The 22,192-nt window shown below is 55.2% G+C and carries 22 protein-coding genes; 17 read left to right on the forward strand and 5 right to left on the reverse strand.

Features of this window, described 5'->3' with window-relative positions; all coding sequences use genetic code 11:
* Positions 1 to 5 precede the first annotated feature (5 nt).
* A complete protein-coding gene (locus ABLV12_RS10695) occupies positions 6 to 1,298 on the forward strand; it encodes an anaerobic sulfatase maturase (protein ID WP_348867031.1) in 1,293 nt (430 codons plus the stop codon).
* A 95-nt stretch (positions 1,299 to 1,393) separates the two neighbouring features.
* Positions 1,394 to 2,083 carry a transporter substrate-binding domain-containing protein gene (locus ABLV12_RS10700; RefSeq protein ID WP_160887399.1) on the forward strand — a complete coding sequence of 230 codons (690 nt, stop codon included), beginning with the start codon at positions 1,394 to 1,396 and terminating at the stop codon, positions 2,081 to 2,083.
* A gap of 3 nt (positions 2,084 to 2,086) precedes the next feature.
* Here the strand turns inward: ABLV12_RS10700 and ABLV12_RS10705 are convergent, their stop codons facing one another.
* Complete coding sequence (locus tag ABLV12_RS10705) at positions 2,087 to 2,899, reverse strand: dienelactone hydrolase family protein (RefSeq protein ID WP_115240081.1); 813 nt, start codon at positions 2,897 to 2,899, stop codon at positions 2,087 to 2,089.
* Positions 2,900 to 3,165: 266 nt separating this feature from the next.
* Here ABLV12_RS10705 and udp point away from each other — a divergent pair, with 266 nt between their 5' ends.
* The 9 genes from udp to tatD all read left to right on the forward strand — a co-directional run bounded on the left by udp (position 3,166) and on the right by tatD (position 11,069).
* Positions 3,166 to 3,927: a uridine phosphorylase gene (udp, locus tag ABLV12_RS10710; RefSeq protein WP_004097583.1), complete on the forward strand. Its 762-nt coding sequence runs from the start codon at positions 3,166 to 3,168 to the stop codon at positions 3,925 to 3,927.
* A 138-nt stretch (positions 3,928 to 4,065) separates the two neighbouring features.
* Positions 4,066 to 5,514 carry a DNA recombination protein RmuC gene (gene rmuC, locus ABLV12_RS10715; protein ID WP_064398912.1) on the forward strand — a complete coding sequence of 483 codons (1,449 nt, stop codon included), beginning with the start codon at positions 4,066 to 4,068 and terminating at the stop codon, positions 5,512 to 5,514.
* A gap of 70 nt (positions 5,515 to 5,584) precedes the next feature.
* The gene (ubiE, locus tag ABLV12_RS10720; protein WP_004107776.1) at positions 5,585 to 6,340 is read left to right on the forward strand and encodes a bifunctional demethylmenaquinone methyltransferase/2-methoxy-6-polyprenyl-1,4-benzoquinol methylase UbiE; all 756 of its coding nucleotides are present in this window, start codon (positions 5,585 to 5,587) and stop codon (positions 6,338 to 6,340) included.
* Between the two features lie 13 nt (positions 6,341 to 6,353).
* A complete protein-coding gene (locus tag ABLV12_RS10725; protein WP_348867032.1) occupies positions 6,354 to 6,959 on the forward strand; it encodes an SCP2 domain-containing protein in 606 nt (201 codons plus the stop codon).
* The gene (gene ubiB, locus ABLV12_RS10730; protein WP_024274886.1) at positions 6,956 to 8,596 is read left to right on the forward strand and encodes a ubiquinone biosynthesis regulatory protein kinase UbiB; all 1,641 of its coding nucleotides are present in this window, start codon (positions 6,956 to 6,958) and stop codon (positions 8,594 to 8,596) included. Before ABLV12_RS10725 ends, ubiB begins: the two co-directional genes overlap by 4 nt.
* Before the next feature lie 77 nt (positions 8,597 to 8,673).
* Positions 8,674 to 8,925 carry a Sec-independent protein translocase subunit TatA gene (gene tatA, locus ABLV12_RS10735; protein ID WP_004107782.1) on the forward strand — a complete coding sequence of 84 codons (252 nt, stop codon included), beginning with the start codon at positions 8,674 to 8,676 and terminating at the stop codon, positions 8,923 to 8,925.
* Positions 8,926 to 8,928: 3 nt separating this feature from the next.
* Positions 8,929 to 9,468 (forward strand): Sec-independent protein translocase protein TatB, encoded by a 540-nt coding sequence (gene tatB, locus ABLV12_RS10740; RefSeq protein WP_004107785.1) that lies wholly within the window; start codon positions 8,929 to 8,931, stop codon positions 9,466 to 9,468.
* Between the two features lie 2 nt (positions 9,469 to 9,470).
* The gene (tatC, locus tag ABLV12_RS10745; protein WP_004107787.1) at positions 9,471 to 10,244 is read left to right on the forward strand and encodes a Sec-independent protein translocase subunit TatC; all 774 of its coding nucleotides are present in this window, start codon (positions 9,471 to 9,473) and stop codon (positions 10,242 to 10,244) included.
* A gap of 30 nt (positions 10,245 to 10,274) precedes the next feature.
* Complete coding sequence (gene tatD, locus ABLV12_RS10750) at positions 10,275 to 11,069, forward strand: 3'-5' ssDNA/RNA exonuclease TatD (protein ID WP_348867033.1); 795 nt, start codon at positions 10,275 to 10,277, stop codon at positions 11,067 to 11,069.
* 6 nt (positions 11,070 to 11,075) lie between these two features.
* Here tatD and rfaH read toward each other — a convergent pair whose 3' ends face one another.
* The gene (rfaH, locus tag ABLV12_RS10755; protein ID WP_004097595.1) at positions 11,076 to 11,564 is read right to left on the reverse strand and encodes a transcription/translation regulatory transformer protein RfaH; all 489 of its coding nucleotides are present in this window, start codon (positions 11,562 to 11,564) and stop codon (positions 11,076 to 11,078) included.
* Positions 11,565 to 11,740: 176 nt separating this feature from the next.
* Between rfaH and ubiD the strand changes: the two genes are divergently transcribed.
* Positions 11,741 to 13,210, forward strand: coding sequence for a 4-hydroxy-3-polyprenylbenzoate decarboxylase (ubiD, locus tag ABLV12_RS10760; RefSeq protein ID WP_064398922.1), 1,470 nt, complete (start codon positions 11,741 to 11,743; stop codon positions 13,208 to 13,210).
* Between the two features lie 54 nt (positions 13,211 to 13,264).
* A complete protein-coding gene (gene fre / locus ABLV12_RS10765) occupies positions 13,265 to 13,966 on the forward strand; it encodes an NAD(P)H-flavin reductase (protein WP_004107791.1) in 702 nt (233 codons plus the stop codon).
* Positions 13,967 to 14,008: 42 nt separating this feature from the next.
* On the opposite strand, the gene ABLV12_RS10770 is transcribed toward fre, so the two are convergent.
* The 3 genes from ABLV12_RS10770 to fadB form a co-directional block, all read right to left on the reverse strand.
* Positions 14,009 to 14,320 (reverse strand): hypothetical protein, encoded by a 312-nt coding sequence (locus tag ABLV12_RS10770; RefSeq protein ID WP_004107793.1) that lies wholly within the window; start codon positions 14,318 to 14,320, stop codon positions 14,009 to 14,011.
* Between the two features lie 242 nt (positions 14,321 to 14,562).
* Positions 14,563 to 15,726, reverse strand: a complete 1,164-nt coding sequence (fadA, locus tag ABLV12_RS10775) for an acetyl-CoA C-acyltransferase FadA (protein WP_023321885.1) — start codon at positions 15,724 to 15,726, stop codon at positions 14,563 to 14,565.
* A 9-nt stretch (positions 15,727 to 15,735) separates the two neighbouring features.
* Positions 15,736 to 17,925, reverse strand: coding sequence for a fatty acid oxidation complex subunit alpha FadB (gene fadB, locus ABLV12_RS10780; protein ID WP_064398924.1), 2,190 nt, complete (start codon positions 17,923 to 17,925; stop codon positions 15,736 to 15,738).
* Between the two features lie 191 nt (positions 17,926 to 18,116).
* On the opposite strand from fadB, the gene pepQ reads away from it, so the two are divergent.
* The 4 genes from pepQ to hemG are packed head-to-tail and all read left to right on the forward strand — an operon-like array spanning position 18,117 to position 22,100.
* Complete coding sequence (gene pepQ / locus ABLV12_RS10785) at positions 18,117 to 19,448, forward strand: Xaa-Pro dipeptidase (protein WP_064398925.1); 1,332 nt, start codon at positions 18,117 to 18,119, stop codon at positions 19,446 to 19,448.
* Positions 19,448 to 20,062 carry an IMPACT family protein gene (locus tag ABLV12_RS10790; RefSeq protein ID WP_004107800.1) on the forward strand — a complete coding sequence of 205 codons (615 nt, stop codon included), beginning with the start codon at positions 19,448 to 19,450 and terminating at the stop codon, positions 20,060 to 20,062. The genes pepQ and ABLV12_RS10790 overlap by 1 nt, the downstream gene beginning before the upstream one ends.
* A 41-nt stretch (positions 20,063 to 20,103) precedes the next feature.
* Entirely contained in the window at positions 20,104 to 21,555 is a 1,452-nt protein-coding gene (gene trkH / locus ABLV12_RS10795; protein WP_004107802.1) for a Trk system potassium transporter TrkH, read from the forward strand.
* Positions 21,556 to 21,566: 11 nt separating this feature from the next.
* On the forward strand, positions 21,567 to 22,100 hold the full coding sequence (hemG, locus tag ABLV12_RS10800) for a menaquinone-dependent protoporphyrinogen IX dehydrogenase (protein ID WP_023329109.1): 534 nt from the start codon (positions 21,567 to 21,569) through the stop codon (positions 22,098 to 22,100).
* The last annotated feature ends 92 nt before the right edge of the window (positions 22,101 to 22,192 follow it).

Raw genomic sequence — 22,192 nt, forward strand, 5'->3', positions numbered from 1 at the left:
TTAGCATGATTCATGGCTGCCACGTGATGGCAAAGCCGAGCGGCTCGGTGTGTAACATCGATTGCACCTACTGCTTTTATCTGGAAAAAGAAGCGCTTTATCCGGAACGGAATAAAAACTGGCGCATGTCCGATGAGACGCTGGAAAATTATATTCGCCAGCATATTGCCGCCCAGTCCGGCGATGCGGTGGCCTTTGCCTGGCAGGGCGGCGAGCCGACCATGATGGGGCTGCCGTTCTTTCGCCGGGTCGTTGAGCTGTGCGGCCAGTACGCCAACGGTAAGAAGATAGAACATGCGCTGCAAACTAACGGCGTCCTGGTGGACGAAGAGTGGGCGCGTTTTTTTGCCGAACAGGGTTTTCTGGTGGGTTTGTCGATAGACGGCCCGGCGCATCTGCATAACCAGTACCGCGTTAACCGCGCCGGAAAGGGTACCCACGAAAAGGTTGTTGCGGCGATGGCGCTGCTGAAGGCGCATAACGTCGAGTTCAATACCCTGACCGTCGTCGGCAAGCATAACGTCGATCATGCCCGTGAAGTGTATGATTTCCTGCTGGCGGCCGGTTCGCGCTATATGCAGTTTATCCCGCTGGTCGAACGGATGAGCAGCGACGCCTCGGCGCCGCTCCAGCTGGTGCTCCCGGGTGAGAGCGCGGCGCGGCTGGCGCCCTGGACGGTACCCTCCTGGCAGTTCGGCGAGTTTCTTAACCAAATTTTCGATATCTGGGTGCGTCGCGACGTCGATCGCGTCTACGTGCAGATGTTTGACGTTGCCCTGGCGGCATGGACCGGTCAGCCGCCGGTGCTTTGCGTACATTCGCCAACCTGCGGGCACGCTTTTGCGCTGGAATCGAACGGCGATCTGTATAACTGCGATCACTTTGTTTATCCGGAGCATAAGCTGGGTAATATTCATCAGCAGAGCATCCGCGAGCTGAATAATAGCGAGCAGGCCATCGCTTTTGGTCAGGCAAAACAAGAGACGCTAACGGCGGATTGCCGCAGCTGCGAGTTTCGCTTTGCCTGCCACGGCGGTTGTCCGAAACATCGCTTCGCCGTTTCCCCGAGCGGTCGCCCCGGCCATAGCTACCTGTGCGCAGGCTACCAGCACTTTTTCAAACACGTGACGCCGTATATGAACGTCTGGCGGCAGCTTCTGGAAAACGGCTATCCGCTCCCGGCCATGATGCAGTGGCTGGCGCAAGAAGAGCAGCAGCCGAAAACGGCTTCCCGCAACGACCCTTGCCCCTGCGGCAGCGGGCGTAAATATAAAAAATGCTGCGGCGCGCAGCATTGATATGCTTAAAGTAATACGTCAAAGCCCTGGCGCTGGAGATGGCCAGAGTTAATCATTTACTGAATGGGTCTACTGTCACTCTTCGGAGATGAATGATGATTGAACGCCACGAGCAAAAGAAGTATTTACGTTTTGCCATTAATCTGGGCAACCCGGTTCTTACGATACTGTCGCCAGATGGATCGCCGGGGGGGATAACCGTCGAACTGGCAAAGAAACTGGCGACTGAGAGCCAGCGTGAAGCGCGGTTGGTGACCTGGCCAACGGCCGGGCAGGTCGTGGATGCGGCACTGATGGATCAATGGGATATCGCTTTTCTGGCTATCGACCCGGCGAGGGAAGATAAGCTTCGCTTTACGCCCTCCTACATCACGATCGAGAGTTCGCTGATGGTTAAAAAAGAGAACAAGATTCAATCGGTTCAGGAGATGGACCGCGAAGGTTCAGTAATCAACGTGGGCAAAGGTGCGGCCTACGAGCTGTATCTGATTCGCACGCTGAAACATGCGACGCTGCGCCAATATGCCACTTCGCAGGATGCTATACAGGCGTTCATCAACGGCGAAGGTGATATGGTGGCCGGTATTCGTCAGCCTCTGGAGAAAGCCGCGCGGGATAATCCACAGTTTCGCGTTTTACCCGATAGTTTTAGCCAGATACATCAGGCGATATGCGTGCCGCGCAATGCGACACAGCACTATGAATTTATTTGCCGCTGCCTTTCTTCATGGATAGCGGACGGGACTATTGCCGGGATGGTGAGTCACCATATCGGCAATAGTTGATTTTTACCCCCGCTTACCGCCGTACTGCGCAAACCACGCCAGCATTCGCTGCCAGCCGTCTTTCGCCGACTCTTCATGATAGCTGGCGCGATAGTCGGCATTAAAAGCGTGGCCGGCCTGCGGATAAACCACAATTTCCGCCGTGGCGTTGGCCGCCCGTAGCGCCTGGCGCATGGTTTCTACCGTATCCTGTGGGATGCTGTCATCTTTTGCGCCATACAGCCCTAAAACCGGCGCATTCAGATCGACGGCGACATCGACCGGATGCTTCGGCGAATTAAGCGTTTTTTCGCCGACCAGCTTGCCGTACCAGGCGACGGCGGCTTTTAGCTGCGGGTTATGCGCAGCGTACAGCCAGGTGATGCGCCCGCCCCAGCAGAAACCGGTAATGAGCAGACGGTGGGCGTCGCCGCCGTGGCGGTAGGCCCAGCTGGCCACGTGATCGAGGTCGGCCAGCACCTGAGAATCCGGCACCTTTGTGACCAGTCCCTGGAACAGAGAAGGAATGTCGCTGTAATCGTTAGGATCGCCCTGGCGGAAATACAGCTCCGGTGCGATAGCCAGATACCCCTCCTTCGCCAGGCGGCGGCAGATATCGCGGATATGTTCATGCACGCCGAAAATTTCCTGAACCACGATAACCACCGGCAGCGAACCGTCGACGCTGCGCGGGCGGGCATGGAATGCCGGCATGTTATCTCCCTGCGAAGGGATGGATGTCTCCCCGGAGACGATGTTCTCATCTGATGTGTGAACGGCAGTTGAGGCGTGCGGCGTGGCTGCAGGTGCAAAGCCGGTTGGCTTGATTATCGTCATGGTATTCTCCGTACCCTCAATGATTAGCGCATCAATAACTATAGCTGCTCTGGACAGGACGTTAACCAAACACAGTGCCCGAAACCGGCTATCTTTTGTTCAGGGTTCTGAGATTTAGCTTGTTAATGTGATGTATATCACTATTTTATGGAAATTTATTGCAATGAATTTCATTCATGGTGATTGGTATCACAAAACTGAACCAGCAGCTTCTGTAAAGTACCGTTTTGCTTCTGCTGATAATTCGACCCACAGAGGAGTTTTTTATGTCCAAGTCTGATGTTTTTCATCTCGGCCTCACCAAAAACGATTTACAAGGGGCTACGCTGGCTATCGTCCCTGGCGATCCGGAGCGTGTGGAAAAGATCGCCGCGCTGATGGATAAGCCGGTTAAGCTGGCATCTCACCGTGAATTCACCACCTGGCGCGCCGAGCTAGATGGTAAAGCAGTGATTGTCTGCTCTACCGGTATCGGTGGCCCATCGACCTCTATCGCCGTGGAAGAACTGGCCCAGCTCGGCATCCGTACCTTCCTGCGTATTGGTACCACCGGCGCTATTCAGCCGCACATTAACGTAGGTGATGTTCTGGTGACCACCGCTTCTGTCCGCCTGGACGGTGCAAGCCTGCACTTTGCGCCGATGGAGTTCCCGGCGGTGGCTGATTTTGAATGTACTACCGCGCTGGTTGAAGCGGCGAAGTCTATTGGCGCGACCACCCATATCGGCGTGACCGCCTCTTCCGACACCTTCTATCCGGGCCAGGAACGTTACGATACCTTCTCCGGCCGCGTCGTTAGCCGCTTTAAAGGCTCGATGGAAGAGTGGCAGGCGATGGGCGTAATGAACTATGAAATGGAATCCGCCACTCTGCTGACCATGTGCGCCAGCCAGGGCCTGCGCGCCGGAATGGTTGCCGGGGTTATCGTCAACCGTACCCAGCAGGAGATTCCGAACGCGGAAACCATGAAGCAAACCGAAAGCCACGCGGTGAAAATTGTCGTGGAAGCGGCGCGCCGCCTGCTGTAATTATTCTCTCTTCGTATAAGGGTCGGATTCTCCGGCCCTTCTTTTTTGCGTAGCGCCTCGCAGGAAAACCCTTTCAAACTGGACGTTTGTACAGCACAATTCTATTTTGTGCCGTAAGTCGTTGCCGCAGGGGGCGTTGTGGATATCTCAATTATTATTAGTGCCGTCGTGGCGCTGGCCGTGGGGCTGATTGTCGGCTGGCTGGCGACCAAAGCGCACGCCGATCAAATTCGCGCCGATCTCATCGAAGAGCGGCGCGAGCTGGATATTGAGCTGAGCGCCACCCGCCAACGGCTGGTACAGGAGTCTCACTGGCGCGAAGAGTGTGAACTGCTGAATAACGAGCTGCGCAGCCTGCGCGAAATCAACGCCTCGCTGGAAGCTGACCTCCGCGAAGTGACCACTCGTCTTGAATCCACTCAGCTGCATGCGGAAGACAAAATCCGCCAGATGGTTAACAGCGAGCAGCGGCTTAGCGAGCAGTTTGAGAATCTGGCGAACCGTATTTTTGAGCACAGTAATCGTCGGGTAGATGAGCAGAACCGCCAGAGCCTGCACGGTCTGCTGACGCCGCTGCGCGAACAGCTGGATGGCTTTCGTCGGCAGGTGCAGGATAGCTTTGGCCAGGAAGCGCGGGAGCGTCACACCCTGGCCCATGAAATCCGCAATCTTCAGCAGCTAAATGCGCAGATGGCCCAGGAAGCGCTAAATCTGACCCGCGCGCTAAAAGGCGATAACAAAACCCAGGGCAACTGGGGCGAGGTGGTGTTGACCCGCGTACTGGAAGCATCGGGGCTGCGGGAAGGCCATGAATATCAAACTCAGGTGAGCATCGAAACGGAAAACCGCGCGCGGATGCAGCCTGATGTGATCGTCCGTTTGCCGCAGGGAAAGGATGTGGTCATCGATGCCAAAATGACCCTGGTGGCCTATGAGCGCTACTTCAACGCTGACGATGATTACACCCGAGAGGCGGCGCTGCAGGAGCATATTGCTTCCGTACGCAACCATATGCGCCTGCTGGGACGCAAAGATTATCAGCAACTGCCTGGGCTGCGCTCGCTTGACTATGTTCTGATGTTTATCCCGGTGGAACCGGCCTTCCTGCTGGCAATCGATCGCCAGCCGGAACTCATTAGCGAAGCGCTGAAAAACAACATCATGCTGGTGAGCCCGACCACGCTGCTGGTGGCGCTACGGACCATCGCCAATCTCTGGCGCTATGAACATCAGAGCCGTAACGCGCAGAAAATTGCCGAAAGAGCGGGGCGTCTGTATGACAAGATGCGTCTGTTTGTTGACGATATGTCGGCCATTGGCCAGAGCCTGGATAAAGCCCAGGATAACTACCGTCAGGCGATGAAAAAGCTCGCCTCCGGGCGCGGTAACCTGCTGGTGCAGGCGGAGTCATTTCGCGGGCTGGGGGTGGAGGTTAAACGTGGGATTAATCCTGACTTAGTCGAACAGGCAGCCGCGCAGGATGAAGAATACTTCCTTACAGAAGACGGTAACGCGCAGGAAGATAAAGACTTTTCTGCCGATAAGGCCGTTACCGCTGCGTATGAGAACCGTCCTCAGCCGCGTTGAAGCGTATGGGAAGTGCGCTAAACCTGTTACACTCAACGAACATTTTCTTGATAAGTAAGCAGGCATAGAGATGGTTGAGGATTCACAAGAAACGACGCATTTTGGCTTTCAGACTGTCGCCAAAGAGCAGAAAGCTGACATGGTGGCGCATGTATTTCATTCTGTGGCCGCAAAATATGACGTAATGAACGATCTGATGTCGTTCGGTATTCATCGTTTGTGGAAGCGTTTCACCATCGACTGCAGCGGCGTCCGCCGTGGGCAAACCGTGTTGGATCTGGCCGGAGGAACCGGCGATCTGACGGCGAAATTTTCTCGCCTGGTCGGGGAAACCGGCCGCGTGATGCTGGCGGATATCAACGACTCTATGCTGAAAATGGGCCGTGAAAAGCTGCGCAATATCGGCATTGTCGGCAACGTGGAATACGTCCAGGCGAACGCCGAAGCGCTACCTTTTGCGGACAACACCTTTGACTGCATTACGATTTCTTTCGGTCTGCGTAACGTGACGGATAAAGAAAAAGCGCTGCGCTCTATGTACCGCGTATTAAAGCCGGGTGGCCGTCTGCTGGTGCTGGAATTCTCAAAACCGATTATTGAGCCGCTTAGCAAAGCCTACGACGCCTATTCCTTCCATATCCTGCCGCGCGTAGGCGAGCTGGTTGCGAAAGACGCCGAAAGCTATCGTTATCTTGCTGAATCTATTCGAATGCATCCCGATCAGGACACGCTGAAAGGCATGATGCAGGATGCAGGATTTGAAAACGTCGACTACTACAACCTCACGGCAGGCATCGTTGCGCTACACCGCGGTTATAAGTTCTGACAGGAGGGACGCTATGCCTTTCAAACCACTGGTTACCGCCGGTCTTGAGACGGTTCTGAATACCTTCCTCTGGCGCGATCGGGCGTTGAAACCTGCCCGTCAGCGTCTGCTGGGGAAAGTGCTGCGTGTCGAACTGCAGGAGCTCTCCGAACCCGTGGTGCTGGTTTTTAGCGAGCGCCAGGTCGATGTGCTGGGGGCGTGGGAAGGCGAGGCAGACTGCACCGTGCGTACTCGCCTGAGCGTGCTTCCGCAGCTACGTAATCGCCAGCAGCTTACCGCGCTGATTCGCAGCGGCGATCTTGAAGTGCAGGGCGATCTGCAGGTGGTACAAAATACCGTTACGCTGTGCGATCTCGCGGAGTTCGATCCGGCTGAACTGCTCGCCCCGTATACCGGGGATGTGGTTGCGGAAGGCTTTAGTAAAGTATTCCGCGGCGGTGCTCGTTTTCTTCTGCGTGGCGCTCAGCGCCAGCAGCGCTATGTTGCGGAAGCGATTACCGAAGAGTGGCGCCTGGCGCCGGGTCCGCTGGAGCTGGCCTGGTTTGCTGAAGAAACCGCAGCCGTTGAGCGAGCGCTGGCCACGCTGGAAAAACGGCTGGAAACGCTGGAGGGCAAATGACGCCAGGAGAATTACGGCGCCTGTATTTCATCGTCCACACCTTTTTGAGCTACGGGCTTGATGAGCTCATTCCTAAAATGCGTATCACGCTGCCGCTGCGAATCTGGCGGCGGATGCTGTTCTGGATGCCAAACCGCCATAAAGAACGTCCTCTTGGCGAGCGCCTGCGCCTTGCGCTGCAGGAGCTGGGGCCAGTGTGGATCAAGTTTGGCCAGATGCTCTCGACCCGTCGCGACCTGTTCCCTCCCCACATTGCCGATCAGCTGGCCATGCTGCAGGATCGCGTTGCGCCTTTTGATGGTCTGCAGGCCAAAAAGCAAATTGAGCAAGCCATGGGCGGCCTGCCGGTAGAAGCCTGGTTTGATGATTTCTCTGTTGAACCGCTTGCTTCCGCTTCTATTGCCCAGGTGCATACCGCGCGCTTGAAAGAGAACGGCAAAGAAGTGGTCATTAAAGTGATCCGCCCGGATATCGTGCCGGTTATCAAAGCGGATATGAAGCTCATCTACCGCCTTGCCCGCTGGGTGCCTCGTCTGTTACCGGACGGTCGTCGCCTGCGCCCGCAGGAAGTGGTGCGTGAATACGAAAAAACGCTGCTCGATGAGCTCAACCTGCTGCGTGAATCGGCTAACGCTATTCAGCTGCGGCGCAACTTTGAAGATAGCCCGATGCTTTATGTCCCGGAAGTTTACTCGGACTACTGCAGTGAAGGCATGATGGTGATGGAGCGGATTTACGGGATCCCGGTTTCCGACGTCGCCGCGCTGGAAGCGCAGGGGACCAACATGCAGCTGCTGGCTGAGCGCGGCGTGCAGGTCTTCTTTACTCAGGTTTTCCGCGACAGCTTCTTCCATGCCGACATGCATCCGGGCAACATTTTCGTCAGTCGTAACCACCCGGAAGACCCGCAGTATATTGGTATAGACTGCGGTATCGTCGGCTCGCTGAACAAAGAAGATAAACGCTATCTGGCGGAAAACTTTATTGCCTTCTTTAATCGCGACTACCGTAAGGTTGCGGAACTGCACGTTGATTCCGGCTGGGTTCCCGCAGATACCAACGTCGAAGAGTTCGAATTTGCCATTCGTACCGTCTGCGAGCCTATTTTTGAAAAACCGCTGGCGGAAATCTCGTTTGGCCATGTGTTGTTGAACCTGTTTAACACGGCGCGACGTTTCAATATGGAAGTGCAGCCGCAGCTGGTTCTGCTGCAGAAGACATTACTTTACGTAGAAGGAGTAGGTCGCCAGCTCTATCCTCAGTTAGACTTGTGGAAAACGGCGAAACCGTTCCTTGAGTCGTGGATTAAAGATCAGGTGGGCATTCCGGCTCTGGTGCGGGCTTTTAAAGAGAAGGCGCCGTTCTGGATTGAGAGAATGCCGGAAATACCTGAGCTGGTGTATCAGAGCCTGCAGCAAAGCAAGCAGTTACAGAATAGCGTCGATACCATCGTGCGCGACATCCAGGTGCGGCACGTGCGCCAGGGGCAGTCCCGTTATCTGTTTGGTATAGGCGCGGTTTTATTACTGAGTGGTACGCTGCTGTTCATCCACCGCCCTGAGTGGGGCATGATGCCCGGCTGGCTGATGGTCGCTGGCGTCGTAACCTGGCTTATCGGCTGGCGTAAGACGAACTGACGGCAGTCGCCTTTATCACTGCGCATAACGTGTATAATGCGTCCTATTAATTCATCATCTGTCATAGGGGAATGTGTATGGGTGGTATCAGTATTTGGCAGTTACTCATTGTTGTCGTCATTGTGGTTCTGCTTTTTGGGACAAAAAAGCTGAGCTCGCTCGGTTCCGATTTGGGGGCGTCGATCAAAGGTTTTAAAAAGGCCATGAGCGACGACGATAAACCGGAAAAATCCGCGCCGGATGCAGATTTCGCGGCAAAAACCCTTGCTGATAAGCCGGATGACGCAAAAAAAGACGAGACTAAACGCCACGACAAAGAGCAGGTGTAATTCGTGTTCGATATCGGTTTTAGTGAACTTCTGCTGGTATTCGTGATTGGCCTCATCGTTTTGGGGCCACAGCGACTACCGGTAGCGGTAAAAACGGTAGTCAGCTGGATCCGTACGCTGCGGTCGCTGGCGGCTACCGTACAAAATGAAATAACCCAGGAATTAAAACTGCAGGAGTTTCAGGAAAGCCTTAAGAAGGTGGAAAAGGCCAGTCTGGATAACCTGACGCCTGAGCTAAAAGCATCTATGGATGAGCTGCGAGAAGCGGCTGAATCTATGAAGCGATCCTATTCCGCCCACGATCCTGAAAAAGCCAGCGACGAAGCCAACACGATTCATAACCCGGTTGTAAAAGGGAGTGAAGAGCAGCGCAAGGACGTGACGCCAGCAACGGCTGAACATCAGGCCAGCGCGCCTGAGCACGTACCTGAACCCGTGTCTGAAGAGCTCCCCGTTTCGCAGAGTGAAATCCCGGCAGAGAAAGTAAAAGTTGCCGTGGCGGCTTCCGATTCCTCCTCCCCCGTATCGAGTGATAAACAGTAAAAATGGGCGTAGACGATACTCAACCGCTAATTACGCATCTGATTGAGCTGCGCAAGCGCTTAATCAACAGCATTCTTGCGATTCTGGTCATTTTCCTGGCGTTGGTTTATTTCGCCAATGATATCTATCAGCTGGTTTCTGCGCCGCTTATTCGGCAGATGCCGGTTGGCGCGACCATGATCGCAACGGATGTGGCCTCGCCTTTCTTCACGCCGATCAAGCTGACCTTCATGGTATCGATAATTTTGTCGGTGCCGGTCATTTTGTATCAGGTTTGGGCCTTTGTGGCGCCAGCGCTGTATAAGCACGAACGTCGATTGGTTATGCCGCTGCTGGTCTCCAGTACGTTGCTATTCTATATCGGCATGGCTTTTGCCTACTTTGTTGTTTTCCCGCTGGCGTTTGGTTTTCTGACCCATGCGGCGCCGGAAGGCGTACAGGTCTCGACCGATATTCGCAGCTACCTCGACTTTGTGATGGCGTTGTTTATCGCCTTTGGCGTCTCATTTGAGGTTCCCGTGGCCATCGTCCTGCTGTGCTGGATGGGCGTCACCACGCCGGAAGACCTGCGTAAGAAACGCCCCTATGTTCTGGTTGGCGCATTTGTCGTTGGGATGCTGCTGACGCCGCCGGATGTGTTCTCGCAAACGCTGCTGGCGATTCCGATGTACTGCCTGTTTGAAGTCGGGGTCTTCTTCGCGCGGTTCTATACCGGTAAGCGCCTGACGCGTGACGAGGATGCCGCAGCCGAAGAGGCGCAGGGCAAAGAAGAATAAAGCGCAACCGCCCGTCAGGGCGGTTGCCGTATGGGAGTGATGATGTTTGATATCGGCGTGAATCTGACCAGCTCGCAGTTTTCCCGCGATCGGGACGAGGTTATTGCCCGAGCCCGGGCGGCGGGAGTCACAGGAATGCTGTTGACGGGGACCAACCTTCATGAAAGCGCGCAGGCGCAGCAGCTGGCGCATGGTTATTCCGGATGCTGGTCAACGGCCGGTGTTCATCCCCACGACAGCCGCAGCTGGACGGAATCGGCCGCGGTAGCGGTCTACGAGCTGGCCCGCGAGCCAGAGGTCGTTGCGATTGGTGAATGCGGGCTGGATTTCAACCGCAACTTTTCAACGCCTCACGAGCAAGAGGCGGCGTTTAGCGCCCAACTGGCGCTGGCTGCGGAACTGTCGATGCCGGTATTTTTGCACTGCCGCGATGCGCACGACCGTTTCCTGGCCCTGCTAACCCCGTGGCTTGATAAGCTTCCGGGGGCCGTGGTGCATTGCTTTACCGGTAGCCGCGAAGAGATGCGCGAATGCGTGGAGCTGGGATTATTTATTGGCATTACCGGCTGGGTATGCGATGAGCGTCGGGGGCTGGAGCTGCGGGCTCTCCTGGCCGATATCCCGGCCGATCGCCTGCTGATTGAGACCGATGCGCCGTATCTGCTGCCGCGGGATATGCAGCCAAAACCCGCTTCCCGCCGCAACGAGCCTGCATATCTGCCGCATATTCTGTCTCGTATCGCGGAGTGGCGCGGAGAAGAAGCGCCGTGGCTGGAAGAGATTACCGATGCTAACGTCAGAAGGCTCTTTGGCGTGCGTTTTTAGACGCCGTCAGATTTTATAAAAGTCAGTATTTTTGACGCTTTGTAATACCTGCTTGTTAAGCAGATTCAGCAGCAGCATAGAGCGGGCTTCGCCGTCCGGTTCGGTAAAGATAGCCTGGAGACCCTCAAAGGCGCCATCGGTGATCAGCACGCTGTCGCCTTCATGCGGCGTTTCCGGGTCGGTAATACCTTCCGGTTTGTAGATGGAGAGCTGATGAATAACCGCAGACGGCACGATCGCGGGCAGCGCGCCGAAACGCACAAAGCTGTTCACGCCGCGCGTTGCGCTGATGGTGGTGGTATGAATCACTTCCGGGTCAAACTCGATAAACAGATAGTTTGGGAACAGGGGTTCGCTGACCGTCGTGCGTTTACCGCGGACGATTTTTTCCAGTTCGATCGTTGGCATCAGGCAATTGACGGCCTGCCGCTCGAGATGTTCCTGGGCGCGCTCAAGCTGCCCACGTTTGCAATAAAGTAAATACCAGGCTTGCATAATGACTCTTTCCACTCTACTAGCAGCAAGCATAACAAAAGGCCGGGGCGATCGCGAAATCATTGCAGTTGAAAGCTAAATTTCAGCGTTCTTTCACGCTAATTTAACAAAAATACAGCATAGCTCCGGCGAACGCCGTATAATCAGCCGCCTGTATAGAGGTCAATAACAACTCCATGAAATACCACGATCTACGCGAATTTCTGACATTACTGGAGCAGCAGGGAGAATTGAAACGGATTTCCCTGCCGGTCGATCCTCATCTGGAAATTACCGAAATTGCCGACCGCACCTTGCGCGCTGGCGGTCCGGCCCTGCTATTTGAAAATCCTAAAGGCTACGCGATGCCGGTGCTGTGTAATCTTTTCGGCACGCCGCGGCGAGTTGCGCTGGGGATGGGGCAGGAGGATGTCAGTTCTCTGCGCGAAGTGGGTAAGCTCCTGGCATTCCTGAAAGAGCCGGAACCACCAAAAGGTTTCCGCGATCTGTTTGATAAGCTGCCGCAGTTCAAGCAGGTGCTGAATATGCCGACTAAGCGTCTGCGCGGGGCGCCATGCCAGCAAAAAATTATTCAGGGCGATGATGTCGATCTGGGCCGCATCCCGATCATGACCTGCTGGCCGGAAGATGCCGCACCGCTGATCACCTGGGGCCTGACGGTGACGCGCGGCCCGCATAAAGAGCGGCAAAATCTGGGCATTTATCGCCAGCAGCTGATTGGCAAGAACAAGCTGATTATGCGCTGGCTATCGCACCGCGGCGGCGCGCTGGATTTCCAGGAGTGGTGCGCAGCGCGCTCTGGCGAGCGTTTCCCGGTCTCCGTTGCGCTGGGTGCCGATCCGGCAACCATTCTCGGGGCGGTGACTCCGGTTCCCGACACCCTCTCCGAGTATGCATTTGCCGGGCTGCTGCGCGGTACGAAAACCGAAGTCGTGAAGTGCATCTCTAACGATCTTGAGGTGCCCGCCAGCGCAGAGATTGTGCTGGAAGGGTATATTGAAGCCGGTGAAATGGCGCCGGAAGGGCCGTATGGCGATCATACGGGCTACTACAATGAAGTGGATAATTTCCCGGTCTTTACCGTTACCCATATTACTCAGCGTGAAGACGCTATCTACCATTCGACCTACACCGGACGTCCGCCTGACGAACCCGCGGTACTGGGCGTTGCGCTGAACGAAGTCTTCGTCCCTATTCTGCAAAAGCAGTTTCCTGAGATTGTGGATTTCTATTTACCACCTGAAGGCTGCTCCTATCGCCTGGCGGTGGTCACGATGAAGAAGCAGTACGCCGGTCACGCGAAACGCGTCATGATGGGAGTCTGGTCCTTCCTCCGTCAGTTCATGTATACCAAGTTTGTTATCGTCTGCGATGATGATGTCAACGCGCGTGACTGGAATGATGTGATTTGGGCGATTACTACCCGTATGGACCCGGCGCGTGATACGGTAATGGTAGAAAATACGCCAATTGATTATCTGGATTTTGCCTCACCGGTTTCCGGTTTGGGTTCAAAAATGGGGCTGGATGCCACAAATAAATGGCCCGGTGAGACCCAGCGCGAGTGGGGTCGTCCGATTAAGAAAGATCCTGAGGTGACGGCGCGCGTTGACGCCATCTGGGATGAACTGGCCATCTTCAAATAACAGTAAGCGGGGCTACGCCGCTGTTTTGCACAATAGACCCGACAGAGGGGACGCATGACAACCTTAAGCTGTAAAGTGACCTCGGTGGAGGCGATTACCGATACTGTGTATCGCGTTCGATTAGTGCCGGAAGCGGCGTTTTCTTTCCGGGCTGGTCAGTATCTGATGGTCGTGATGGACGAACGCGATAAGCGCCCATTCTCCATGGCTTCTACGCCGTCGGAACAGGAGTTTATCGAACTGCATATCGGTGCATCTGAACTTAATCTGTATGCGATGGCAGTGATGGATCGGATCCTGAAAGAGCGTGAAATCGAGGTCGATCTGCCGCATGGCGAAGCCTGGCTGCGCGATGACGAAGAACGCCCGCTGATTTTAATCGCTGGGGGAACGGGCTTCTCTTACGTGCGTTCGATTTTGCTTACCGCGCTGGCGCGCAATCCAAACCGCGATATCGCTATCTATTGGGGCGGACGCGAAGCGAAGCATCTCTATGATCTGGCGGAACTGGAAGCATTAAGCGTGCAGCATCCGGGCTTACGCATCGAGCCCGTGGTTGAGCAGCCTGACGCTGAGTGGCGTGGCCGTACCGGAACCGTACTCACCGCGGTCCTGCAGGATTACGGTACGCTGGGCGATCATGATATCTATATTGCAGGTCGCTTCGAGATGGCTAAAATTGCCCGCGATCTGTTCTGCAACGAGCGCGGCGCCCGCGAAGAGCGTCTGTTTGGTGACGCGTTTGCCTTTATCTGATTGCCGCTGTGAAGGCATCCGGGCGTTGGTCCGGATGCTGTTCTAGCGCGCATCGCTAAAGTAAACGTACAGCGGTCGATCGTTTTCCAGCAAACAGAGCATTTTCCCTACGGGGTTCCCTTCTTTTTCCAGCGTGGCGGCTAACTGCGTCGCGATATGCTGGCTGCCTATCTTCTCATCATAGCGTTCGGTATTAATATTGGTGATGGTCAGGTCCTTGAGCCGCTCGCTTTCCGGATTCTGCGCCATTTTATTGATTCCCCATGAGAGGCATGCCTGAGCGTTATCCTGTTCGCTGGCAAGAGCAGCGCCAGAGAATGCGGTGAGCAGAAGTATGAAAGGGAGTGTTTTCATAAGTCGTTATTATCCTTAGTCAACGTGACGTATCCGGTGATAATAGCTGAATAGCGGAAATAAAAAACCCGCCCCTGACAGGCGGGAAGAACGGCAACTAAACCTTCTCCCCGTTATCATTCACGCTGCCTTTTTGTTGGCTGCGCTCGCTCACCCCGGTCACAGAGTTATCTATGCTCCCGGGGATTTGCTCGGTTGCCGCCGCGATGCCGCGCGAATGATTCAGGGAATTAACTCTTTGCTTAAACCCGCTCGAATACCGTCGCGATCCCCTGACCTAAACCAATACACATCGTTGCCAGGCCGAACTGCGCGTCTTTGCGCTCCATCTGGTTGATGAGCGTGGTGCTGATGCGCGCGCCTGAACAGCCGAGCGGATGGCCCAGGGCGATCGCGCCGCCGTTGAGATTGATCTTCTCGTCGATCTGTTCCATCAGTCCCAGATCTTTAATGCACGGCAGGATCTGCGCGGCAAAAGCTTCGTTCATCTCGAACACATCGATATCGCTGGTGGTGAGCCCGGCTTTTTTCAGCGCCAGCTTTGACGCGGGAACCGGGCCGTAGCCCATTATTGACGGGTCGCAGCCGACGACGGCCATCGAACGCACGCGAGCGCGAGGCTTCAGGCCCAGCTCGCGGGCGTGGCTTTCGCTCATTAACAGCATGGCTGCGGCGCCATCGGAGAGGGCAGAAGAGGTACCCGCCGTTACGGTACCGGTGACGGGATCGAACGCGGGCCTCAGCGCAGCCAGCGCTTCTACCGTCGTCTCCGGGCGAATCACTTCATCATAGCTGTATGACTTCAGTACGCCGTCGGCGTCGTGACCGCCGGTCGGAACAATCTCCGTTTTGAATGCGCCAGATTGCGTCGCGGCCCAGGCGCGGGCGTGGGAGCGGGCTGCAAACTGATCCTGCATTTCCCGGCTGATACCGTGCAGGCGCGCCAGCATTTCTGCGGTCAGCCCCATCATCCCGGCGGCTTTAGCGACGTTCCGGCTCAGGCCCGGGTGGAAATCCACACCGTGGCTCATCGGGACGTGGCCCATATGTTCTACGCCGCCAATCAGGCATACGCTGGCATCGCCGGTCATGATCATGCGGGCCGCATCGTGAAGCGCCTGCATGGAAGAACCGCACAGTCGATTGACCGTGTTGGCGGGCACGGAATGCGGGATTTCTGCCAGCAGCGCCGCGTTGCGGGCAATATTGAAACCCTGTTCAAGGGTCTGCTGAACGCATCCCCAGTAAATATCATCAATGGCGCTTGCTTCAAGGGATGGATTACGTGAAAGCAGGCTACGCATCAGGTGCGCGGAGAGATCTTCCGCGCGCACATGGCGAAAGGCGCCGCCCTTCGAACGGCCCATCGGGGTACGAACTGCATCGACAATGACAACCTGTTCCATTGTGACTCCTTAAGCCGTTTTCAGCTCGCCTGGCGCACGGGCAGGCTCAACCGGGGGATAGTACGGTTCGTTATGACGCGCTTTGCTGCGCAATCCTTCCGGCACGTCATACAGCGGACCGAGATGCTGATACTGCTGCGCCATATCGAGATATTTTGCGCTACCGAGGGTATCCAGCCAGCGGAACGCGCCGCCGTGGAACGGAGGGAAGCCGAGACCATAGACCAGCGCCATATCGGCTTCCGCCGGGCTGGCGATAATGCCCTCTTCAAGACAACGCACCACTTCGTTGACCATCGGGATCATCATGCGGGCGATAATCTCTTCATCGCTGAAATCACGCTTTGGCTGGCTGACTTCCGCCAGCAGGCTATCGACTGCGGCATCCTCTTCCTTCTTCGGCTTACCTTTGCTGTCTTCTTTGTAGCGCCAGAAGCCGAGGCCATTTTTCTGGCCGAATCGGTTAGCGTCGAACAGCGCATCGATCGCATCGCGATAATCTTTCTGCATCCGCTGCGGGAAGCCCGCCGCCATGACTGCCTGCGCGTGATGCGCGGTATCAATGCCAACGACGTCCAGCAGATAGGCCGGGCCCATCGGCCAGCCAAACTGCTTTTCCATCACTTTGTCGACTTTGCGGAAGTCTGCGCCGTCGCGCAGCAGCTGGCTGAAACCGGCGAAGTAGGGGAACAGCACGCGGTTAACAAAGAAACCGGGGCAGTCGTTGACCACAATTGGCGTTTTACCCATTTTGCTGGCCCAGGCGACCACTTTCGCAATGGTTTCGTCCGAGCTTTTTTCACCGCGAATAATCTCGACCAGCGGCATCCGGTGCACCGGATTAAAGAAGTGCATTCCGCAGAAGTTTTCCGGGCGCTTCAGTACGCTGGCCAACTCGCTGATGGGAATGGTGGAGGTATTCGATGCCAGCACGGTATCCGGACGGACTTTGTCTTCCGTTTCCGCCAGCACCGCTTTTTTCACTTTCGGATTCTCAACAACGGCTTCGACCACGACGTCCACGCGCTCAAAGCCGGCGTAATCCAGGGTTGGCTGAATAGTGGAAATAACGCCAGCCATTTTGAGACCATCGATTTTGCCACGCTCAAGCTGTTTATTCAGCAATTTGGCCGCTTCGGTCATGCCGAGCGTCAGCGATTTGTCGTTGATATCTTTCATGACTACCGGCACGCCTTTCCATGCCGATTGGTATGCAATGCCGCCGCCCATAATCCCCGCGCCCAGTACGGCCGCGTGTTTTGGCGTGTCGGTATCTTTAGTCAGCTTCTTCGCTTTCGCTTTAACGTATTGATCGTTAAGGAAGATACCTACCAGCGCCCGCGCCTCGTTGGTATGCGCCAGCGGGACAAAACTTTTGTTTTCCAGATTCAAGGCTTCTTCGCGGCCAAAGCGGGCGGCGGCTTCAATGGTTTTAACGGCAGTAATGGGCGCAGGGTAGTGTTTCCCGGCGGTTTGCGCCACCATGCCTTTGGCGATGGTAAAACTCATCGCGGCTTCAATTTTACTCAGGTGAAGAGGCTCCAGCTTCGGCTGGCGCTTCGCCTTCCAGTCCAGGTCACCTTTAATGGCCTGACGCAGAATTGCTATCGCGCCATCGAGCAGTTTTTCATGTTTAACCACGCCATCGACGAGGCCGATTTTTAAGGCCTGTTCGGCGCCAACGTCTTTACCTGCGGCAATGATTTCCAGCGCGCTGTCCGCGCCAAGCATCCGCGGCATCCGCACCGAGCCGCCAAAGCCCGGCATGATACCCAGCTTCGTTTCCGGCAGACCAATGCGTAAATCCGGCGTCGCCAGGCGATAATCGGTCGCCAGCACGCATTCGCAGCCGCCGCCCAGCGCATAACCGTTGACGGCGGAAATAGTGGGGACTGGTAAATCTTCCAGGCGATTAAATACGCTATTGGCGAAATGCAGCCACTGGCTTAACTGTTCTTGCGGAACCAGGAACAGGGAAAGAAATTCAGTGATATCCGCACCGACGATAAAGGCTGCTTTCTCAGAGCGCAGCAGTAGCCCTTGCAGATCTTTTTGTTTTTCGAGCACGTCCAGCGCTTCACCGAGGCTGGCTACGGTTGCGGTATCAAGCTTATTGACCGAGCCGGGGGCATCGAATACCAGTTCGGCAATGCCGTCTTCCCGCCAGTCGAGGTACAGGGTGTCGCCTTTGTAGAGCATGTCAGTCTCCTGAATCCAGCAATATGATCTGGTCGTACCAGATGCAACGGAGTGTGGAATTTATGTTAAGAAAATGCAAATAAGTCTTTAAATAAATGCTGGTCGGATCACACCCGCTAGAGATCACCCCGTCTGGAGCCAATGTGCTAAGATGCGAAGATTCACGATCCAATAAAATCAAAGGATAAAAGATGGAATCCCTGGCCGGTCTCTATAAAAATCATATCGTTACCTTACAAGAACGCACCCGCGATGTTCTGGCCCGCTTTAAGCTGGATGCCCTGTTGATTCACTCCGGTGAACTGGTCAACGTCTTTCTTGACGATCATCCGTATCCATTTAAGGTCAACCCACAGTTCAAAGCCTGGGTACCGGTTACGCAGGTTCCGAACTGCTGGCTGCTGGTGGACGGCGTCAACAAACCAAAGCTGTGGTTCTATCTGCCGGTTGATTACTGGCATAACGTAGAACCGTTGCCGACGTCATTCTGGACCGAAGAGGTGGAGGTGATCGCCCTGCCGAAAGCGGATGGTATCGGCAGCCAGCTGCCTGCCGCGCGTGGCAATATCGCTTATATCGGACCGGTACCGGAACGTGCGCTGGGGCTGGATATTGCGGCGGATAAAATCAACCCGAAAGGGGCGATCGATTATCTGCACTACTATCGCTCTTATAAAACTGACTATGAGCTGGCCTGTATGCGTGAAGCGCAGAAGTCGGCGGTTAACGGTCATCAGGCTGCTCATGAAGCTTTCCTCTCCGGGATGAGCGAGTTTGATATCAACCAGGCCTATCTGACCGCGACCGGCCATCGCGACACTGATGTGCCGTACAGCAATATTGTGGCGCTGAACGAGCATGCCTCCGTACTGCATTACACAAAGCTTGATCATCGTGCGCCTGCAGAGATGCGTAGCTTCCTGCTGGATGCGGGCGCGGAATACAACGGCTATGCAGCCGACCTGACCCGTACCTGGGCGGCGCATGGCGATAATGACTATGCTCACTTGATTAAAGACGTTAATGATGAACAGCTGGCGCTGATTAGCACCATGAAGGCGGGCGTGAGCTACGTGGATTATCATGTCCAGTTTCATCAGCGCATCGCCAAACTGCTGCGTAAACATCAGATAGTCAAAGACATGAGCGAAGAAGCGATGGTGGAAAATGACCTGACCGGACCATTTATGCCGCACGGTATTGGCCACCCCTTAGGTCTGCAGGTTCATGACGTTGCCGGTTTTATGCAGGATGATACCGGTACCCACCAGGCCGCGCCGGCAAAATATCCTTACCTGCGCTGCACGCGCGTTCTGCAGCCGCGCATGGTGTTGACGATCGAGCCGGGTATCTACTTTATCGAATCGCTGCTGGCACCGTGGCGCGAAGGACAGTTCAGCAAACACTTTAACTGGCAGAAAATTGAAGCGCTGAAACCCTTTGGCGGTATCCGTATCGAAGACAACGTCGTGATCCACGAAAACAGCATCGAAAATATGACGCGCGATCTGAAACTGGCGTAATGGAAAGCTGGTTGATACCGGCCGAGCCGGTCACCGTCGTTGAAGAGATCAAAAAGAGCCGCTTTATTACGCTGTTGGCCCATACTGATGGCGTAGCGGCGGCAAAGGCGTTTGTCGAGTCAGTCAGGGCGGATCACCCGGATGCGCGTCATCACTGCGTGGCGTGGGTTGCAGGGCCGCCAAATGATTCTCAGCAGCTGGGTTTTTCCGACGATGGCGAACCGGCGGGAACGGCGGGGAAACCAATGCTGGCGCAGCTGATGGGCAGCGGCGTCGGCGAGATAACCGCTGTCGTCGTGCGCTACTACGGTGGTATTCTGCTGGGCACCGGCGGCCTGGTGAAAGCGTATGGCGGCGGTGTACATCAGGCGCTAGCGCAGCTCACAACACAGCGCAAGACGCCGCTCACCGCATATACTTTGCAGTGTGAATACGGGCAGTTGGCCGGGATTGAAACGCTGTTGGCTCAGTTCTCAGGAAAAATTGTCGAAAGCGAATATCAGGCGTCTGTTCAGCTGCGCGTGGCGCTTCCCCAGGCTGAAGTGGCGCTATTTTCAGCAAAGCTGGCTGATTTTAGTCGCGGTTCGTTGCAATTACTGAAGATTGACGAATAATCCCCACCTGATTTTTTTGCATATCAAAGGAAGCGCCAGAGATGCATTTTCGCGCGATAACCCGAATCGTTGGACTGTTGGTCATTTTGTTTTCGGGGACGATGATCCTTCCGGGATTAATAGCTCTGATATATCGCGATGGTGCGGGGCGAGCGTTTACCCAGACCTTTTTCGTTGCCCTGGCCATCGGTTCGCTGCTGTGGTGGCCTAATCGTCGTGAGAAGGGAGAACTGAAATCCCGGGAAGGATTTCTGATTGTGGTTCTCTTCTGGACCGTGCTGGGTAGCGTGGGGGCATTGCCGTTTATCTTTGCGGAGCAGCCGAACCTGACGGTGACGGATGCATTCTTTGAATCTTTCTCCGGTCTGACAACGACGGGGGCAACCACGCTGGTGGGGCTCGATTCGTTACCCCATGCTATTCTTTTCTACCGGCAGATGCTGCAGTGGTTTGGCGGGATGGGGATCATCGTTCTGGCGGTAGCGATACTGCCGATACTGGGCGTCGGGGGGATGCAGCTGTATCGGGCTGAAATGCCCGGACCGCTGAAAGACAACAAGATGCGGCCGCGGATTGCAGAGACGGCAAAAACGCTGTGGCTTATTTATGTCCTGCTGACGGTGGCCTGCGCGCTGGCCCTGTGGTTTGCCGGGATGCCGGCATTTGACGCCATCGGCCATAGCTTCTCTACTATCGCAATTGGCGGGTTCTCCACCCATGATGCCAGCGTGGGTTACTTTAATAGCCCAACAATTAACTCCATTATTGCGGTTTTCCTGCTGATTTCTGGCTGTAACTACGGCCTGCACTTTTCATTACTTAGCGGGCGCAGCCTGAAAGTGTACTGGCGAGACCCTGAATTCCGTATGTTTATCGGCGTGCAGTTTACGCTGGTGGTGGTATGCACCCTTGTACTGTGGCTGCATGACGTCTATAGCTCGGCGTTAATGACGGTCAACCAGGCGTTTTTCCAGGTGGTGTCGATGGCGACAACGGCGGGCTTCACGACCGACAGTATTGCGCGCTGGCCGCTATTTTTGCCGGTGCTCCTCCTCTGTTCGGCTTTCATCGGCGGCTGCGCCGGGTCCACCGGCGGTGGACTAAAGGTTATCCGTATCCTGCTGCTTTTTAAGCAAGGCAACCGCGAGCTTAAACGTCTGGTACACCCTAATGCGGTCTACAGTATTAAACTGGGAAACCGTGCACTGCCGGAGCGTATCCTCGAAGCCGTCTGGGGATTCTTCTCCGCGTATGCGCTGGTGTTTATCATCAGTATGCTGGCGATAATTGCTACCGGCGTGGATGATTTCTCGGCCTTTGCTTCAGTCGTCGCCACGCTGAACAACCTTGGACCGGGACTGGGCGTAGTGGCGGATAACTTTGCCACGATGAACCCTGTCGCGAAATGGATCTTGATTGCTAATATGCTGTTTGGTCGTCTGGAAGTGTTCACCTTACTGGTGCTATTTACTCCGACTTTCTGGCGCGAATAACAGGAGTGCCTGTGAAAACTTTGATTCTCTTTTCCACCCGCGACGGACAGACGCGCGAGATCGCCTCGTTTTTGGCCTCTGAACTAAAAGAGCAGGGGATCGATTCGGACACGGTTGATCTCAACCGCACTAACGAGGTGGAGTGGCCTTTATACGATCGCGTTGTGATAGGCGCATCAATCCGCTACGGTCATTTTCATCCAGCGCTGGAACGGTTTGTAAAAACGCATCTTCAATCGCTACAGGCACTGCCGGGGGCTTTTTTCTCGGTTAACCTCGTGGCGCGTAAGCCAGAAAAACGAACGCCGCAAACTAATAGCTACACGCGCAAGTTTCTGCTCAACTCGCCCTGGCAGCCCCAGCATTGCGCGGTGTTTGCCGGTGCGCTCCGCTATCCACGCTATCGCTGGTACGATCGCTTTATGATTCGTCTTATTATGAAGATGACCGGCGGCGAGACCGATGTCAGTAAAGAAGTGGTCTATACCGACTGGCAGCAGGTAGGCAGATTTGCACGGGAAATTGCGCAAATGACCAGCAAATAGCGCGTTAAATCACCCCGATGATGCAAAGTTGAGCGAATGAAAAGTTTTTTGAAATTTCCCCTTGTCACTTCGTAATTACTCCCTATAATGCG

This window comes from Klebsiella sp. CN_Kp100 (assembly GCF_040065315.1).
GTDB lineage: Bacteria > Pseudomonadota > Gammaproteobacteria > Enterobacterales > Enterobacteriaceae > Klebsiella > Klebsiella oxytoca.

Excerpts from the sequence above, each read along its gene's own strand:
- ABLV12_RS10770 (WP_004107793.1), bottom strand. The coding sequence starts at position 14,320 with ATGAAAACACTCCCTTTCATACTTCTGCTCACCGCATTCTCTGGCGCT.
- tatC (WP_004107787.1), top strand. The coding sequence starts at position 9,471 with ATGGGCGTAGACGATACTCAACCGCTAATTACGCATCTGATTGAGCTG.
- ABLV12_RS10705 (WP_115240081.1), bottom strand. The coding sequence starts at position 2,899 with ATGACGATAATCAAGCCAACCGGCTTTGCACCTGCAGCCACGCCGCAC.
- tatA (WP_004107782.1), top strand. The coding sequence starts at position 8,674 with ATGGGTGGTATCAGTATTTGGCAGTTACTCATTGTTGTCGTCATTGTG.
- udp (WP_004097583.1), top strand. The coding sequence starts at position 3,166 with ATGTCCAAGTCTGATGTTTTTCATCTCGGCCTCACCAAAAACGATTTA.
- ubiD (WP_064398922.1), top strand. The coding sequence starts at position 11,741 with ATGAAATACCACGATCTACGCGAATTTCTGACATTACTGGAGCAGCAG.
- pepQ (WP_064398925.1), top strand. The coding sequence starts at position 18,117 with ATGGAATCCCTGGCCGGTCTCTATAAAAATCATATCGTTACCTTACAA.
- trkH (WP_004107802.1), top strand. The coding sequence starts at position 20,104 with ATGCATTTTCGCGCGATAACCCGAATCGTTGGACTGTTGGTCATTTTG.
- fadA (WP_023321885.1), bottom strand. The coding sequence starts at position 15,726 with ATGGAACAGGTTGTCATTGTCGATGCAGTTCGTACCCCGATGGGCCGT.
- ABLV12_RS10700 (WP_160887399.1), top strand. The coding sequence starts at position 1,394 with ATGATTGAACGCCACGAGCAAAAGAAGTATTTACGTTTTGCCATTAAT.
- tatD (WP_348867033.1), top strand. The coding sequence starts at position 10,275 with ATGGGAGTGATGATGTTTGATATCGGCGTGAATCTGACCAGCTCGCAG.
- ubiB (WP_024274886.1), top strand. The coding sequence starts at position 6,956 with ATGACGCCAGGAGAATTACGGCGCCTGTATTTCATCGTCCACACCTTT.
- ABLV12_RS10695 (WP_348867031.1), top strand. The coding sequence starts at position 6 with ATGATTCATGGCTGCCACGTGATGGCAAAGCCGAGCGGCTCGGTGTGT.
- ABLV12_RS10790 (WP_004107800.1), top strand. The coding sequence starts at position 19,448 with ATGGAAAGCTGGTTGATACCGGCCGAGCCGGTCACCGTCGTTGAAGAG.
- rfaH (WP_004097595.1), bottom strand. The coding sequence starts at position 11,564 with ATGCAAGCCTGGTATTTACTTTATTGCAAACGTGGGCAGCTTGAGCGC.
- fadB (WP_064398924.1), bottom strand. The coding sequence starts at position 17,925 with ATGCTCTACAAAGGCGACACCCTGTACCTCGACTGGCGGGAAGACGGC.
- ubiE (WP_004107776.1), top strand. The coding sequence starts at position 5,585 with ATGGTTGAGGATTCACAAGAAACGACGCATTTTGGCTTTCAGACTGTC.
- ABLV12_RS10725 (WP_348867032.1), top strand. The coding sequence starts at position 6,354 with ATGCCTTTCAAACCACTGGTTACCGCCGGTCTTGAGACGGTTCTGAAT.
- fre (WP_004107791.1), top strand. The coding sequence starts at position 13,265 with ATGACAACCTTAAGCTGTAAAGTGACCTCGGTGGAGGCGATTACCGAT.